Here is a 14,033-nt window from a genome sequence, read left to right on the forward strand (position 1 = left end):
GCCGGGCGAGGGTGCTCGACCTCGGCAACACCCGGATGTCGCACTAGGCTGGCGCGCCGCGGGCAGCGTCACCCTCAGCGGTCGTGCTTGCAGAAGTCGGTCTGCCGGGTGCCCTGTTGGCACCGGAGCAGGCGCAGCTGTTTTCGCTCGAAGCGGTATGACGCGACGGCGGCAAGCCATTCGCGGGATCGCGCCCACCGTTGGTCGAGCGCCAGCAACCCCACGCGCCTCAATCGTGCGCCGAACTGTGTCAAATGACGACATTTATCGCTGATAAATGGTCATTCGCCACAGTTCGATGGCCGGACCGACCAGCGATCACGACAAGGGAACAAGAAAATAGCCCCGGTTCCGAAACACCGGGGCTGTGAGCACTGTCTCAACCAGTACTCTCCGGCGGGGCTCTCGCCGCACCGGAAATCTCCCTCAAGCCTACTGCGTCTTGAGTTAGAGAACTTCTGTGCGTGTGCCGGCCGCTCGAGCGATGCGGCGCCCCTTGGCGGCTGTCGGGTCGCGGGCCACACTGACCAGGAGTGTTGGTCTGCACCGTTGCTACCGCCGCTCGTTTCAGCCTCCCCGGACCGTCACGGACCGCGGGAGGCGGAAAATCTGCAACCGAAAGCAGGACCGCATGCTCGCGGCGACGATGATACTGGCGCTCATCATCGTCTGGAGCGTGTTTTCCCGGCCGCTTGACCGGCGCGGGGTCACCTCTGCTCTCTTTCTCATGGTCGCGGGATTTGTGATCGGCGCACTGGAGCTTGGCCTGCGCGACATCTCGGTCGACTCGGTCGTCGCCGAGCGGGTGGCGGAGGTAACGCTGGTGCTGCTCCTGTTCAGCGACGCGACCCGCATCGACCTGCGCTCGCTCCGCCACGAACTGCGCTGGCCGAGCCGACTCCTTCTGATCGGGTTGCCGCTCTCGATGCTCGCCGGGGTGGGGGTGGGCGTGCTCGTCTTCCCTGGCATGGCGCTTGCCTCCGTTGTTCTGCTCTCCACCATGCTCGCCTCGACTGATGCGGCCCTCGGCCAGAAGGTGGTCTCCGACCCGGCCGTGCCGGCCAGGGTGCGCCAGACGCTCGATGTGGAGAGCGGTCTCAACGACGGCCTCGCCGTCCCGTTCTTCCTCGTGGCGCTCGACGTGGCCAACGCCGACCTCCACACCGGCGTCACTTGGTCGGTAGTGAGCAACATGATCACCCAGATCGGCGGGGGACTTATCGCGGGACTCTGTGCGGGCATCCTCGGCGGGCTTCTGTTCCGCTTCGCAGATCGCCGCGGCTGGATCGGCTCCGAGTGGCGACAGGTTCTGCCACTGGCGGCGGCGCTTCTGGCCTATACCCTCGCGCTGTTGCTCGGCGGCAGCGGCTTCATAGCGGCCTTCGTCGGTGGCCTCGCGTTCGGCAGCATGTCGGGCGCGAGCGGATCGATTGTGACCTTGCTCACCGAGGAGATGGGTGGCTTTCTCGCCGCCGTCACCTGGATCGGATTCGGGGCCTTGGCACTCAGTTTTGCGATCCCACACATCACGTGGCAGGTTCTCCTCTACGCCGCGCTCAGCCTGACGCTGGTGCGGATGATCCCCGTCGCGATCGCCTTCGCCGGCCAGCGGGTGAAGCGCCCGACCGTGGCATTCATCGGATGGTTCGGCCCGAGAGGGCTCGCGTCGCTGGTTTTCGCACTGCTCGCTCTCGAGCGCGGCATCCCCGACAGCGAGGTTGTGCTCACCACCGTGATCGTAACCGTGGCACTCAGCGTCATCCTCCACGGCCTGACCTCGGTGCCCCTGGTCGCCGCCTACCATCGCTGGTCTGCGGCTCACACGAAAGAGCATCCGTCGGCCGAAGAGGCCGCGCCGACGACGATACCGCGCCAGCGGCGGCACAGTGGCCTCGGTTAGAGACTGATAAATCCGGCGAAGAGAGAACTGTCGAAGCGCCCGAGCGGGGCGTACGATGTGCCACATTCTCGGTCCCGCTGCGAGCGATCGAGTCAGACGAAGGGATATGTGATGACTGAAACTTCACTCGACGAGTTGGGGCCAGTTGACTTCTTGATCGTCGAATTCCCTGAGGGGGAGTCGAACTTCACAGGAGAGATTGCCGATGAATTGGTGAGGCTTGTCGATGCGGGCACGATTCGAGTCATTGACATCCTCATTCTCGCCAAAGATGACGAGGGTGTTATTGAGGCGATGGAGCTCTCCGACATCCCCGAGCTCGGTGCCTTGCACACGATTGAGGCCGAACTCGCCGAGCTTCTCGCCGAGGAAGACGTCGTGAACCTCGCCGCCGCGATGGAACCCGGAAGCATCGCCGGCGTCCTGGTCTACGAGAACCTGTGGGCTGCACCCTTCGCGTCAGCGACGCGCCGTGCCGGCGGGCAGCTGATCGCCAACGGCAGAATCCCCATCCAGGCCATCATCGCCTCAATCGAGGCTGATGAGACATCCGAGAGAGTAGGAGGGTGACATGCCACTACGACCCGCACGAGTGGGAAGGGTGGGCGTCGTTCGCGCACCTGTCGCCAAAGCCGCAGTCGTCACGGCAGCAGTCACGCCGGGTCGTTCCCCGGTTGCGAAGGCCGCCGTTGTCGGCGCCGCGGTCACGCCGGGCCGCCGACGCCGGATCTAAGCGTCGCGAGAGGAAATTCAGAGAGATTCAGCCCAGAAAACTCTCCAGACTTCCCTCATGCGTTAACGAAAAAATCCCCCGCTGAGCCGAAGCTCAGCGGGGGATTTCTGTTGTGTCCGAGAGGGGACTTGAACCCCTACGCCCTATACGGGCACTAGCACCTCAAGCTAGCGCGTCTACCAATTCCGCCACCCGGACGAGTGAATCGGCATCCAAGTGAACTTGGCTGCCGAGGTAATAATCTAGCACGCTTTCTGAGACCGTTTGACCACACGATGTTCATTTGGTTCATTTCCGACCAATTATTTTGGATGGGTTTGCACTCGGAAGGTAGCGTGAGGCGCATGGCACTCACCAGCACCCCAGACTTCGACGGCGAAACACTCGACCTCACCGCTGAAATTGCGCGGGACCTGATTCGGTTCGACACCAGCAACTATGGCGAGGGGCGCTCCAACGGTGAAGCGGATGCCGCCGACTACGTGGCAGAGAATCTGCGCGCACTCGGTCTGAAGCCAGAAATTTTCGAATCAGAACCCGGTCGCACGAGTGTCGTCGCCCGGGTCAAGGGTCGCGACAGCAGCCGGGGGGCGCTCGTCGTGCACGGCCACCTCGATGTGGTCCCGGCCGATCCGGCCAACTGGTCAGTCGACCCGTTCGGCGGAGTGATCAAGGACGGACTGCTCTGGGGCCGCGGAGCCGTCGACATGAAGAACATGGATGCGATGATGCTCGCCTCCCTGAAAGACATCCTCGGCGCCGGTGAGGCGCCGGCCCGCGACCTGGTGATCGCGTTCTTCGCCGACGAGGAGGCCGGGGGAGTGCTCGGCTCGCACTACCTGGTCGACACCCGCCCCGAGCTGTTTGCGGGCGCCACTGAGGCAATCAGCGAGGTGGGCGGCTATTCCATCACCTTCGGCGACCAGCGCTCCTACCTGCTGCAGACGGGCGAGAAGGCCCTGCTCTGGATCAAGCTCGTCGCGCGGGGCAGTGCTGCGCACGGTTCGCGTCTCATTCACGACAACGCGGTGACTCGTTTGGCTGAGGCCGTCGCAGCGGTCGGTCGGCGTGAATGGCCCATCCGGTTGACAGACACCACCACGCAGCTCCTCACTGAGGTCGCACGCATCCTGGATGTCGACCCGCAGCGGGTCGGGCCAGACGAGCTGGCTCTCGCCACCGGCACGGCCTCCGGCTTCATCCAGGCGAGCCTCCGCACGACCTCAAACCCGACGGTGCTGAAGGCCGGCTACAAGCACAACGTGATTCCCGACACCGCCGAGGCACTGATCGACGTGCGCACCCTGCCCGGCGAGGAGGACGCCGTGCTCGCCGAGATCGCCGCACTCGTCGGACCCGATATCGAGATCGTTGTTCTGCACCGCGACATCGGGCTCGAGAACCCCTTCGACGGCGCGCTCATTGATGCGATTGTCAGCACCCTGCACACCCATGACCCCGGCGCGCCGGTACTGCCCTACCTCCTCTCGGGCGGCACCGACAATAAAGCCCTGAGCAAGCTCGGAATCACCGGTTATGGCTTTGCGCCCCTGAAACTCCCCGCCGAATTGGATTTCCCCGGCATGTTCCATGGCGTTGACGAGCGCGTGCCACTCGACGCATTAGTGTTTGGCAGGCGGGTCCTGACCGACCTGCTCTCGACCTACTAAGCCTGCGGAGCACCACAGTGGATTTCATCAACGCCATCATTCTCGGATTGGTTCAGGGCCTCACCGAGTTCCTGCCGATTTCGTCGAGCGCTCACGTGAGCATCGTCGGCCAGCTGATGGGCACCGGTGAAGATCCGGGCGCCCGCTTCACTGCCATCACGCAGATCGGAACCGAAGTCGCCGTGGTGCTGTACTTCTGGCGCGACATCGTGAAGATCATCGGCCAGTGGTGTCGCTCGCTGGTCGGCAAGGTTCCCCGCAACGATCCCGATGCCCGCATGGGCTGGCTGATCATTCTCGGCTCGCTTCCGATCATCGTGCTCGGCCTGCTCTTTCAGGATGCGATTGAGACCACGCTGCGCAATCTGTGGATCACCGCGACGATGCTGATCGTGTTCGGCATTCTGCTTGGCATCGCCGACTATGTCGGGGCCAAGAAGCGTCGCCTGAAAGATCTCACCGTGCGCGACGGCACGATCTACGGGTTCGCCCAGGCACTCGCCTTGATTCCCGGCGTGTCCCGCTCCGGCGGCACCATCACGGCCGGCTTGTTCATGGGGTACGAGCGTAAGGCTGCGGCCCGCTACGCCTTTCTGCTGGCGATCCCCGCCGTGCTGGGCAGCGGCTTCTACCAGGTGTACAAGTCGATCGCCGACCCGTGCCTCGCCGGCGCGACCAATTGCACCCCCGAGATCTTTGGCCCCGCCGAGACCCTGGTGGCCACCGTCGTCGCCTTCTTCGTCGGGCTCGTTGTGATCGCGTTCTTCATGAGCTACATCTCGAAGCGCAGCTTCTTGCCGTTCGTGATCTACCGCATCGTGGCCGGCATCGTCGTGTTCGTGCTTCTGGGCACGAACGTCATCGCCGCATAGCTAGGCTGGATCCCATGCGCGCTTGGCAACATCCCGTCGTCCCGTCTGTGCCGGGCCACTCCGACGCACCACTTCTTCACGACACCGCGACTGACGCGCTGGTGAGTGCCCAGCCGAATGATGTCGCCCGGCTCTACGTCTGCGGCATCACTCCGTACGACGCCACCCACCTCGGGCACGCCAATACCTACCTGGCGTTCGACACGCTGCAGCGCGTCTGGCTCGATGCCGGCTACACGGTTCACTATGCCCAGAACGTGACGGATGTCGACGACCCGCTCCTGGAGCGGGCCGCGGCAACCGGCGTTGACTGGCGTGAACTCGCCGAGTCGCAGGTCGAGCTTTTTCGCACCGACATGGCGGCGCTCGGCATCCTGCCGCCCGACGACTACGTGGCCGTCACCGATGTGATCGATGAGATCGCCGCGGCCGTCTGTGCGCTCTCCGATTCAGGTCTCGCATACCCGGTCGACGCTCCGGATGCGCTGGTCGACGACGCCGGGGTGCGCGGCAGCGATCTTTACTTTGATATTGCAGCGGCCGAGAAGGTGGCCCCGTGGCGCCTGGGCGACGAGAGCAACCTCGACCGCGCCGCGATGCTCGAGCTGTTCGCCGCGCGCGGCGGCGACCCGGATCGTGCGGGCAAGCGTGACGCTCTCGACCCGCTGCTCTGGCGCGCGGCTCGCGAGGGGGAGCCGTCCTGGCCGACCCGCGTCGGCGCCGGCCGCCCCGGCTGGCACATCGAATGTTCGGTCATCGCACTCAAGGAGCTCGGCACGGACTTCACCGTGCAGGGCGGTGGCAGCGACCTGATCTTCCCGCACCACGACATGAGCGCTGGCCATGCGGCTGCGCTCTCCGGGCATCCGCTCGCCGGTGTCTATTCCCACGCCGGAATGGTCGCGTATCAGGGCGAGAAGATGAGCAAGTCGCTCGGCAACCTGGTGCTCGTTTCGGGGTTGCGTGCCGAGGGAGTTGACCCGCGGGCCATCCGTCTCGCGCTGCTGTCGGAGCACTATCGCTCGGACTGGGAGTGGACGAACTCCACCCTGGAGGCCGCTGTGGCCCGTCTGGCGCGCTGGGAAGCGGCGTTCGGGGCCGAGGCCGCTTCTGCCGATTCTCCCGTCGTCTCGGCCGAGAGCGTCGTGCAGCAGCTGCGTGATGCGCTGCACACCGACCTCGATACGCCGCGCGCCCTCGCGGTCATCGATGCGGCCGCTGGGGCAGCGTCAGACCATCCAGCACTGATCGCGAAGGCGATCGACGCTCTGCTCGGGGTGCGGCTCTAGAGACCTTGGCGCACCGTTAGGCGCGTGGCGGCCCCTCAGGACCGGGACGACCGTCGGCCCAGCCGTCACGACCGTCCCTACCGTCGCCACGCTTGCGCAAATATTGCTCAAACTCCTGGGCGATTGCCTCGCCGCTGGCCTCGGGGGAGTCGACGGTGTCGCGCGCCTGCTCCAGCTGGGCGATATACGCCGCCATCTCGTCGTCGTCGGCGGCAAGTGCATCAATACCACGCTCCCATTCCGCGGCATCAGAGACCAGGTCGCCGCGGGGGATGACCACGTCGATGATCTCCTCGAGCTTGTCGATCAGCGCCAGAACTGCTTTGGGAGACGGTGCATTGTGCACATAGTGCGGCACTGACGCCCAAATCGACAGGGTCGGAATCCCAACCTTCTCTGCTGCCTCAGCCAGCACACTCAAGATCCCGATCGGGCCCTCATAGTTGCTGCGCTCGATGTGCAGTTCTTTGCGCACCTCTGGGTTGTCGCTCGACACGAAGATCGAAATCGGCCGGGTGTGGGGGACATCCGCGAGCATCGCTCCCAAGAAGACAACCCCACTGATGTCGGCGGCCAACGCTGAATCAAGAATCTCGGCGGTGAAACTCTTCCAGCTGCGCGACGGCTCTGTGCCGAGAAGCAGGTAAATATTTCCGGCGTTGGTGCCGCTGACGGCCAGCTCGGCATCCTCGGCCAGGGGAACGGGTTCTACGCCCGGCGCAATCGGGCCGTACATGACTGCGTCTGGCCATTCGATCGACCGTCCGCCCTCGTCGTTCGTCGAGATGGTGGGGCGATTGAACTGGTAGTCGAAATAGAGCTCTGGATCGACCTCGGCGATCTGAGTGACGCCGAGCAGGTCTTTGAGGGTGCTCACCGCGCCGGTGGCCGCTTCGCCCGCGTCGTTCCAGCCCTCGAACGCCACCACAAGAAGGCGCCCGCTCAAAAACCCATTGCCGTTTGTCACGCTTGAAAACCTCGATCATTCCGCGTGCCCGTTCGGCGCACCCACAGTCAAGGATAGGCCGTGCCCTCTAGACTTGAACCCCGTGAACCAGATCAGAGCTATTTCCCCCCTGCCCGCGGCCGTTCTGTGGGATATGGACGGAACCCTGATCGACACGGAACCGTACTGGATGCAGGCCGAAACCGATCTCGTCACCTCCTTCGGCGGCACCTGGACCCACGACGACTGCATGCTTCTCGTCGGCTCCGGCCTGCCGAACGCGGCGGCGATCCTCCAGTCGCGAGGAGTCGAGATGGAGATCGACGACATCGTGTCCTGGCTCACCGACCGGGTTCAGCAAAAGATCGAAGAGCATGGGCTGCCGTGGCGTCCCGGCGCCCGCGAACTGCTGTCGTCGTTTGCCGCGGCCGGCGTGCCGATGGCCTTGGTGACGATGTCCATCGAACGGATGGCGCGTCAGGTCGCCGACCTCATCGGAGCCGACACGTTCACCGTCATCATCGCCGGCGACATGGTCATCGAGAGCAAGCCGCATCCCGAGGCCTACCTGCGCGCCGCGACGCTTCTCGGCGTCGACCCGGCCCGCTGCGTCGCAGTGGAGGATTCGCCCACCGGGCTCCGCGCAGCCATTGCCGCCGGCACCATCGCCATTCACGTGCCGCATGAGGTCGACGTTCCCGAGAGCGACGCGCACACCCGCTGGGCCACCCTTGCCGAGCGCACCCTCACCGACATCTCCGAGCTGTGCAGCATCCGCTTCGACCTGTTAGACGACGCCAACTCCGCCGCTGCCCCCTCATCATCTGACTTTGAACACACCAATTCCCGCGCCACAGCGCACAATCACGAGGACGCAACAGCATGAGCGACAACCAGGTCAACCAGAACAGCGGCCATTTTCGGGTCGGCGACCGTGTTCAACTCACCGGTCCAAAGGGCAAACTGAACACCATCTCCCTGGAGCCGGGCAAGGTCTTTCACACCCATCGCGGAATCCTCGCTCACGATGACATCATCGGTCTGCCCGATGGCTCGGTCGTCACGAACAACGTCGGCGTCGAGCACCTCGCGCTGCGTCCGCTCCTCAACGACTTCGTCATGTCGATGCCGCGTGGCGCGGCGATCATCTACCCGAAGGATGCCGCGCAGATCCTCGCTCAGGCCGACATCTTTCCCGGCGCCACCGTCGTCGAGGCCGGCGTCGGTTCGGGTGCGCTGTCGCTCTGGCTGCTGCGCGCGATCGGCCCGGCGGGACGTCTCGCCTCGTTCGAACGTCGTGAAGAGTTCGCCGATGTCGCCCGTGACAACATCGCCACTTTTCTCGGCCATGACCCGGCGAATTGGACGATCACCCTCGGCGACCTCGCCGACACCTTGCCCGACACGATGGAACCGCAGAGCGTCGACCGGGTTGTGCTCGACATGCTCGCTCCCTGGGAGTGCCTCGGCGTCGTCTCCGACGCGCTCAAGCCCGGCGGCGTGCTGCTCTGCTACGTCGCGACGGTCACCCAGCTTTCCCGTGTCGCCGAGGCGATCCGCGGCAGCGGCCTCTACACAAATCCCGATTCCAACGAGACGATGGTGCGCGGCTGGCACGTCGAGGGCCTCGCGGTTCGCCCTGACCACCGGATGATCGGCCACACCGGGTTCTTGATCACCGCGCGCCGCCTGGCGCCCGACACGATCCTGCCCGAGCTGAAGCGCCGCCCGTCGAAGACCGACTTCGCCGATGAAGATTTCGAAGCCTGGACCCCCGGCGCCCTCGGAGAACGCAACGTGAGTGCGAAGAGCATGCGCAAGCGGATGCGCGCAGCGGGAACCAGCGCTGCCTTGTCGAAGGGTCGCGATCTCGAGACCGGTGACGTCGTCACCGCTGACGACACCGCCGGTGAAGGCGCCGGCGACAGCGTCGACGCCGGTTAGGATAGGCTCCGGCCCGCCACGTGTCACGACCACACGTCAGCGACCGTGCCACAGAATTCATCGCCACCGCAGTACGCAGTGACACCCTGCATTGACCCACATTGAACGACACCGGAAACCCTGTACTGAAACGAGGACTTGTGCGTAAAGCATCCGCACTGATCGCCACCGCTGCGCTTCTGGCTGCAGCACTGACGGGATGCAGCGCCCCCGGCACTGCCGCTGCCGATTGCAAGGCACCTGTGAAGTCGGGTGCCGCCTCAGAGCTCATCGACGTCACGGGCGACTTCGGCACGGCTCCGACTGTCGACTTTCCGACACCGCTGAAGACGAAGACCACTCAGCGCACCCAGATCATCGAGGGTTCAGGCGATCCGCTGGTCAAGAACCAGATGGTCACTGTCGACTTCAGCGTCTACAACGGCACCTCAGGCAAGTTGATCGAGGCGACGGGCTACGACGGCGAGAAGGCCGCAACTCTGGTGCTGAACGACAGCACCATGAAGGGCCTCGTCGACGGACTGCTCTGCACTCAGGTGGGCGAACGCGTCGCTGTTGCAGTATCGCCGGCCGACGGCTTCGGACCCCAGGGCGGCCAGGAGCAGCTCGGCGTCGCCGCCACAGATTCCCTCGTCTTCGTGATGGATGTCGTGAAGGCCTACCTGCCGCGGGCCAACGGAAAGGACCAGCCCGTCGCATCCGGTCTGCCGTCGGTGGTTCTTGACAAGGACGGCGCCCCCGGAATCACGATTCCGTCCGGCGCAGCCCCGACCAAGCTCACCATCGGTGTGCTGAAGAAGGGCAACGGCGCCGAGGTCAAGGAGGGTGACACCGTCACCGTCCAGTACACCGGCGTCGTCTGGGACACCAAAAAGGTCTTCGACTCCAGCTGGGAGAAGGGTACCCCTGCTCAGTTCGTCGCTGCAGACGGATCGAAGGTGCAGGGCGGTGTCATCACCGGTTTCGCTGATGCGCTGATCGGTCAGACCGTCGGTTCTCAGATCATTGCGGTCATTCCGCCCGACCAGGGTTACGGCGACCAGGAGTCGGCAACGATTCCCGCAAACTCCACGCTGGTCTTCGTCGTCGACATTCTCGGTGTGAACTAGGTTCACACTCCGGATGCCGAAGTCGGCTTCTCGAACGCCCCGCGCAGGTCAGTCATCTGGCCGACGCGGGGCGTTCGTCATGCCGGCCTCCACCGACCGTGCACGTCAATCCCATAGAATCGCCCCTGTGCCGCCCACCCCAGACAAAGCCCCCGCCGTCGCCATCGAGGAACGTTTGTTCAGCCTCGTCCTGGCACTGATTGCGACAGAAATCGGTCTGACCAAGTCAGACATTCTGTCGACCGTGCAGGGCTACCGCCAGCGCTACGTGCTCGGCGGTGACAACGCGAGCCTGGAACGCCAATTCGAACGCGACAAAGACGACATCCGCGATTTGGGGATCCCGCTGGAGACCATCGACTCGGACGACGAGCCGGGAAGCAACCACCACCTGCGCTATCGCATCCCCAAGGGTCTCTACGATCTTCCGGCGGATGTCTCGTTCTCTGCCGACGAACTCATGCTCCTCAAACTCGCCGGCACCGTCTGGCGGGAAGGCTCGCTTTCGGCGGAATCTCGCCGAGCGCTCACCAAACTCAATTCACTGGGTGTCGACTCGAATGACCCGATTCTCGGCTACGCCCCGAGTTTGCGGGCGCGCGATGCTGCTTTCGAACCGCTGAGCAAGGCCCTCGATCGCGGTCAGAGTGTCGCATTTCTCTACCTGAAGCCCGGTGAACCGTCGCCGCGTCGCCGGCAGGTCATCCCGCGCGCCATTGTCTTGCACGAGGGGCGCTGGCACCTGTCTGCCACCGACCTGGCCGCCGACGCCAACCGCACCTTCCTGCTGTCACGCATCACGGGCCCGGTGAAGACCCTGCCCGGTGCGACTGCCGCAGGAGTGCCTGGTGCCGCCCAGGCCGCACTCGAAGACCTCGACCGACTCTGGGGTGCTAACTCCGCCGTCGTCGAGGTGCGTGCCGGCAGCGACGCCGCCCTTCGGTTGGGCAAACGCGATGTCACAGAAACCGAAAGCGAGAATCTGCTCACCTTGCATTTCACCGACCTGAATATCCTCGCCGACGAACTCGCGGGCTACGGCCCCGAGGTCATGGTTCAGACGCCGCTCGAGCTGCGCCAGGCGGTACGTACCCGCCTGATCGGGGTGCGCGACGCTCACTCTGTGTCAACGGGCACCGAACCGCCAAACACCGAACCGGGCAGCGCACCGACCACAACACGCGGGAGCGTGAACTCATGAGTGAACGACCGGCTCAGTTCAGCGCGCCAGACAAACTCACTTTTCTGCTCTCGCTCGTGCCATACCTCACCGAGCACACCAACGTCGAGGTCTCAGAAGTCGCCGCCCATTTCGCGGTCAGCCCCGACCACGTGCGCGATGCAGTTCGACTGATCGCTCTCTCCGGCGTGCCGGGAGAGTCGCGCCAGTACCAGCACGGTGACCTCTTCGACATCCACTGGGATGAGTTTGAAGAGAACGACCGCATCGTGCTCACCCATCTCGTCGCAATCGACGATGCCCCCCGACTCAGCGCGCGTGAAGCCTCGGCACTGATCGCCGGTCTTCAATATCTCTCGTCTCTCCCGGAGAACGCCGACAAGGTGGCGATCGCCTCATTGATGGCGAAGCTCACCCGGGGTGCCTCGGCGGCGCCGAGCCAGGTCGCGGTCTCCGAGGCCGTCGCCAGCGAGGCGATCACAACCATTCAGGCCGCCGTGCGCGACGGGCTTCCCGTCGAATTCGACTACCTCAACGCGCGGGGCGAACAGGTTCACCGCGTTGTCGACCCGCTGCGGGTCGAATCGGTCGACAACGACTGGTACCTGCGCGGCTGGTGCCACCTGCGCGAGGCCGTGCGCACCTTTCGACTCGATCGGATGAGTTCGGTCGAACCGACCGACCAGCCTGCCGAGGCCCATGCCGGCGACGTGCGGGTTCCGGAACGCCTCTTCGAGGGATCCGACGATGATCTCACGGTCGTCGTGGAGTTGCCGGCCGCCGCTCTACGGCTCATCGCCGACTACCACCCGGTCGGCTCAGAGCCGCGTGGCAACGGCGCCCTCGTGCGCACGACGCTCCGGGTCGCGCACTACCACGGTCTCAAACGTCTCGTCGCCGGGCTGGCCGGCATCGTTACCGTCGTGTCACCCGATGCGGCTCGCCGCGTCGTTGCCGACTGGGCGGCGGATGGCGTGGCTCGCTACGACGAGACAGAGGCATAGCCGTGGCATGGTGGGGCTGGGCGCTCATCTGGACCGCGCTGATTCTCGGGCTGCTCGGCATGCTCGCGTGGTTCGCGATCCGACTTTTTCGCAAGGCGATGAAGACCGCAGACGCCCTCGCTGAGCTCGGCGACAAGATGGCAGTGCTCGAGAACGCGTTCGCCGGCGCCGACGCGACGACGCAGCAAAAACCCCGGTTCAGCCCAGCAATCTTTCAGGATGCCGCCGAGCTCGGGTTTCTGCGGCAGCAGGAGCGTGCCGAACACGGCCGCCGACGTCAGGCGCGTCGAGATTCACGGATCGACCGCGGTAAACTACTCACACACACCCCTACGAACTTAGAGGACACAGCCTCATGCTTCAGAACCTGACCGGATGGCACTTCCTGATCATCCTCGTCGTCGTACTGCTTCTCTTCGGCGCACCGAAACTCCCCGGACTTGCCCGGAGCCTCGGACAGTCGATGAAGATCTTTAAGAGCGAGATCAAGAGCGACAAGGTCGACGAAGACCCGAACGCCGAGCCTGCTCGCCCGGCCGATCCCACCACTAAGCCGTAATCTGGTGAGCGGGCGCGCCCCACAGAGTGCGGGCCGCGACGGCAAGATGTCGCTCGGGCAACACCTTCTCGAGCTGCGCAAGCGACTCTTTCTCGCGGCCGCCGGTCTTTTCGTCGGCGCGATCGCCGGCTGGTTTCTCTCAGACTTCGTCTGGGACGCCCTGCGCGAGCCGATTTACGCGATCATCGAGGCGCAGCACCGCAACGCACAGATCAACTACCCCGACATCACGTCGGCATTCGATCTGAAACTTAAGATCTCCCTCTACGTCGGCCTGATTGTCTCGAGCCCGATGTGGCTCTACCAAATCTTCGCCTTTCTCGTGCCAGGCCTCACCCGTCGTGAAAAGCAGTACACCTTCGGGTTCTTCTTCACCGCGGTGCCGTTGTTTCTCGCCGGCTGTGCGGCCGGCTGGTATGTGCTTCCCCACGTCGTCGAACTGATGACCAGTTTCGCGCCCCCCGAAGACGCAGCATTCATCAATGCCCAGGCCTACTTCGACTTCGTGCTGAAACTCGTCGTCGCCATCGGGATCGCATTCGTGCTTCCGGTCTTCATCGTGCTGCTGAACTTCGCGGGTGTGATCAGCGCGGCGTCGATCATCAAATCGTGGCGGATCGCCATCCTCGTCATCATCCTCTTCACGGCCATCGCCACTCCGGCCGCCGACGTCGTGTCGATGTTCCTTCTCGCCCTTCCCATGATCGTGCTGTACTTCCTGGCCTACGGCATCGCCTGGCTTCACGACCGCCGGGTGGCCAAACGCGCCAGTGCGTTCGCGCAAGAGTATGCAGTGTGAGCCCTCCAGAATCCCGCCTTCCAGATTC

The 14,033-nt window shown here is 64.4% G+C and carries 15 protein-coding genes and 1 tRNA gene; 14 read left to right on the top strand and 2 right to left on the bottom strand.

The window, feature by feature from the left end; all coding sequences use genetic code 11:
* The first annotated feature begins 631 nt into the window (after positions 1–631).
* From ABD791_RS04600 to ABD791_RS04610, 3 genes are all read left to right on the top strand, one after another.
* A complete protein-coding gene (locus ABD791_RS04600) occupies positions 632–1,900 on the top strand; it encodes a cation:proton antiporter (RefSeq protein ID WP_345062714.1) in 1,269 nt (422 codons plus the stop codon).
* Between the two features lie 111 nt (positions 1,901–2,011).
* The gene (locus ABD791_RS04605; protein WP_345062717.1) at positions 2,012–2,470 is read left to right on the top strand and encodes a DUF6325 family protein; all 459 of its coding nucleotides are present in this window, start codon (positions 2,012–2,014) and stop codon (positions 2,468–2,470) included.
* A gap of 1 nt (position 2,471) precedes the next feature.
* Complete coding sequence (locus ABD791_RS04610; RefSeq protein ID WP_345062719.1) at positions 2,472–2,633, top strand: hypothetical protein; 162 nt, start codon at positions 2,472–2,474, stop codon at positions 2,631–2,633.
* Between the two features lie 113 nt (positions 2,634–2,746).
* Here the strand turns inward: ABD791_RS04610 and ABD791_RS04615 are convergent.
* A tRNA-Leu gene (locus ABD791_RS04615) sits at positions 2,747–2,831 on the bottom strand.
* 146 nt (positions 2,832–2,977) lie between these two features.
* Between ABD791_RS04615 and ABD791_RS04620 the strand changes: the two genes are divergently transcribed.
* The 3 genes from ABD791_RS04620 to mshC are packed head-to-tail and all read left to right on the top strand — an operon-like array spanning position 2,978 to position 6,464.
* Positions 2,978–4,303, top strand: coding sequence for a M20/M25/M40 family metallo-hydrolase (locus tag ABD791_RS04620; protein ID WP_345062721.1), 1,326 nt, complete (start codon positions 2,978–2,980; stop codon positions 4,301–4,303).
* Positions 4,304–4,320: 17 nt separating this feature from the next.
* Complete coding sequence (locus ABD791_RS04625; RefSeq protein WP_345062723.1) at positions 4,321–5,175, top strand: undecaprenyl-diphosphate phosphatase; 855 nt, start codon at positions 4,321–4,323, stop codon at positions 5,173–5,175.
* A gap of 14 nt (positions 5,176–5,189) precedes the next feature.
* Positions 5,190–6,464, top strand: coding sequence for a cysteine--1-D-myo-inosityl 2-amino-2-deoxy-alpha-D-glucopyranoside ligase (gene mshC / locus ABD791_RS04630; protein WP_345062725.1), 1,275 nt, complete (start codon positions 5,190–5,192; stop codon positions 6,462–6,464).
* A gap of 16 nt (positions 6,465–6,480) precedes the next feature.
* Here mshC and ABD791_RS04635 read toward each other — a convergent pair whose 3' ends face one another.
* Positions 6,481–7,431: a PAC2 family protein gene (locus ABD791_RS04635; RefSeq protein ID WP_345062727.1), complete on the bottom strand. Its 951-nt coding sequence runs from the start codon at positions 7,429–7,431 to the stop codon at positions 6,481–6,483.
* An 82-nt stretch (positions 7,432–7,513) separates the two neighbouring features.
* Here ABD791_RS04635 and ABD791_RS04640 point away from each other — a divergent pair, with 82 nt between their 5' ends.
* The 8 genes from ABD791_RS04640 to tatC all read left to right on the top strand — a co-directional run bounded on the left by ABD791_RS04640 (position 7,514) and on the right by tatC (position 14,005).
* Complete coding sequence (locus tag ABD791_RS04640) at positions 7,514–8,296, top strand: HAD family hydrolase (protein WP_345062729.1); 783 nt, start codon at positions 7,514–7,516, stop codon at positions 8,294–8,296.
* The gene (locus ABD791_RS04645; RefSeq protein WP_345062731.1) at positions 8,293–9,354 is read left to right on the top strand and encodes a tRNA (adenine-N1)-methyltransferase; all 1,062 of its coding nucleotides are present in this window, start codon (positions 8,293–8,295) and stop codon (positions 9,352–9,354) included. Before ABD791_RS04640 ends, ABD791_RS04645 begins: the two co-directional genes overlap by 4 nt.
* A gap of 140 nt (positions 9,355–9,494) precedes the next feature.
* Positions 9,495–10,463, top strand: a complete 969-nt coding sequence (locus ABD791_RS04650) for an FKBP-type peptidyl-prolyl cis-trans isomerase (protein WP_345062733.1) — start codon at positions 9,495–9,497, stop codon at positions 10,461–10,463.
* A 127-nt stretch (positions 10,464–10,590) separates the two neighbouring features.
* Positions 10,591–11,664 (top strand): helix-turn-helix transcriptional regulator, encoded by a 1,074-nt coding sequence (locus tag ABD791_RS04655; RefSeq protein WP_345062735.1) that lies wholly within the window; start codon positions 10,591–10,593, stop codon positions 11,662–11,664.
* On the top strand, positions 11,661–12,647 hold the full coding sequence (locus ABD791_RS04660; protein WP_345062737.1) for a helix-turn-helix transcriptional regulator: 987 nt from the start codon (positions 11,661–11,663) through the stop codon (positions 12,645–12,647). Before ABD791_RS04655 ends, ABD791_RS04660 begins: the two co-directional genes overlap by 4 nt.
* Positions 12,648–12,649: 2 nt before the next feature.
* Positions 12,650–13,018, top strand: coding sequence for a hypothetical protein (locus ABD791_RS04665; protein WP_345062739.1), 369 nt, complete (start codon positions 12,650–12,652; stop codon positions 13,016–13,018).
* Positions 13,003–13,206 (top strand): Sec-independent protein translocase subunit TatA, encoded by a 204-nt coding sequence (gene tatA / locus ABD791_RS04670; protein ID WP_345062741.1) that lies wholly within the window; start codon positions 13,003–13,005, stop codon positions 13,204–13,206. Before ABD791_RS04665 ends, tatA begins: the two co-directional genes overlap by 16 nt.
* 46 nt (positions 13,207–13,252) lie before the next feature.
* Positions 13,253–14,005: a twin-arginine translocase subunit TatC gene (tatC, locus tag ABD791_RS04675; RefSeq protein ID WP_345064496.1), complete on the top strand. Its 753-nt coding sequence runs from the start codon at positions 13,253–13,255 to the stop codon at positions 14,003–14,005.
* Positions 14,006–14,033: the final 28 nt, after the last annotated feature.

The sequence above is a fragment of the Glaciibacter kafniensis genome (assembly GCF_039538945.1).
Classification (GTDB): domain Bacteria; phylum Actinomycetota; class Actinomycetes; order Actinomycetales; family Microbacteriaceae; genus Cryobacterium; species Cryobacterium kafniensis.

Coding starts and splice junctions, on each gene's coding strand:
- ABD791_RS04645 (WP_345062731.1), top strand. CDS start 8,293: ATGAGCGACAACCAGGTCAACCAGAACAGCGGCCATTTTCGGGTCGGC.
- ABD791_RS04610 (WP_345062719.1), top strand. CDS start 2,472: ATGCCACTACGACCCGCACGAGTGGGAAGGGTGGGCGTCGTTCGCGCA.
- ABD791_RS04660 (WP_345062737.1), top strand. CDS start 11,661: ATGAGTGAACGACCGGCTCAGTTCAGCGCGCCAGACAAACTCACTTTT.
- ABD791_RS04600 (WP_345062714.1), top strand. CDS start 632: ATGCTCGCGGCGACGATGATACTGGCGCTCATCATCGTCTGGAGCGTG.
- tatA (WP_345062741.1), top strand. CDS start 13,003: ATGCTTCAGAACCTGACCGGATGGCACTTCCTGATCATCCTCGTCGTC.
- ABD791_RS04620 (WP_345062721.1), top strand. CDS start 2,978: ATGGCACTCACCAGCACCCCAGACTTCGACGGCGAAACACTCGACCTC.
- mshC (WP_345062725.1), top strand. CDS start 5,190: ATGCGCGCTTGGCAACATCCCGTCGTCCCGTCTGTGCCGGGCCACTCC.
- tatC (WP_345064496.1), top strand. CDS start 13,253: ATGTCGCTCGGGCAACACCTTCTCGAGCTGCGCAAGCGACTCTTTCTC.
- ABD791_RS04605 (WP_345062717.1), top strand. CDS start 2,012: ATGACTGAAACTTCACTCGACGAGTTGGGGCCAGTTGACTTCTTGATC.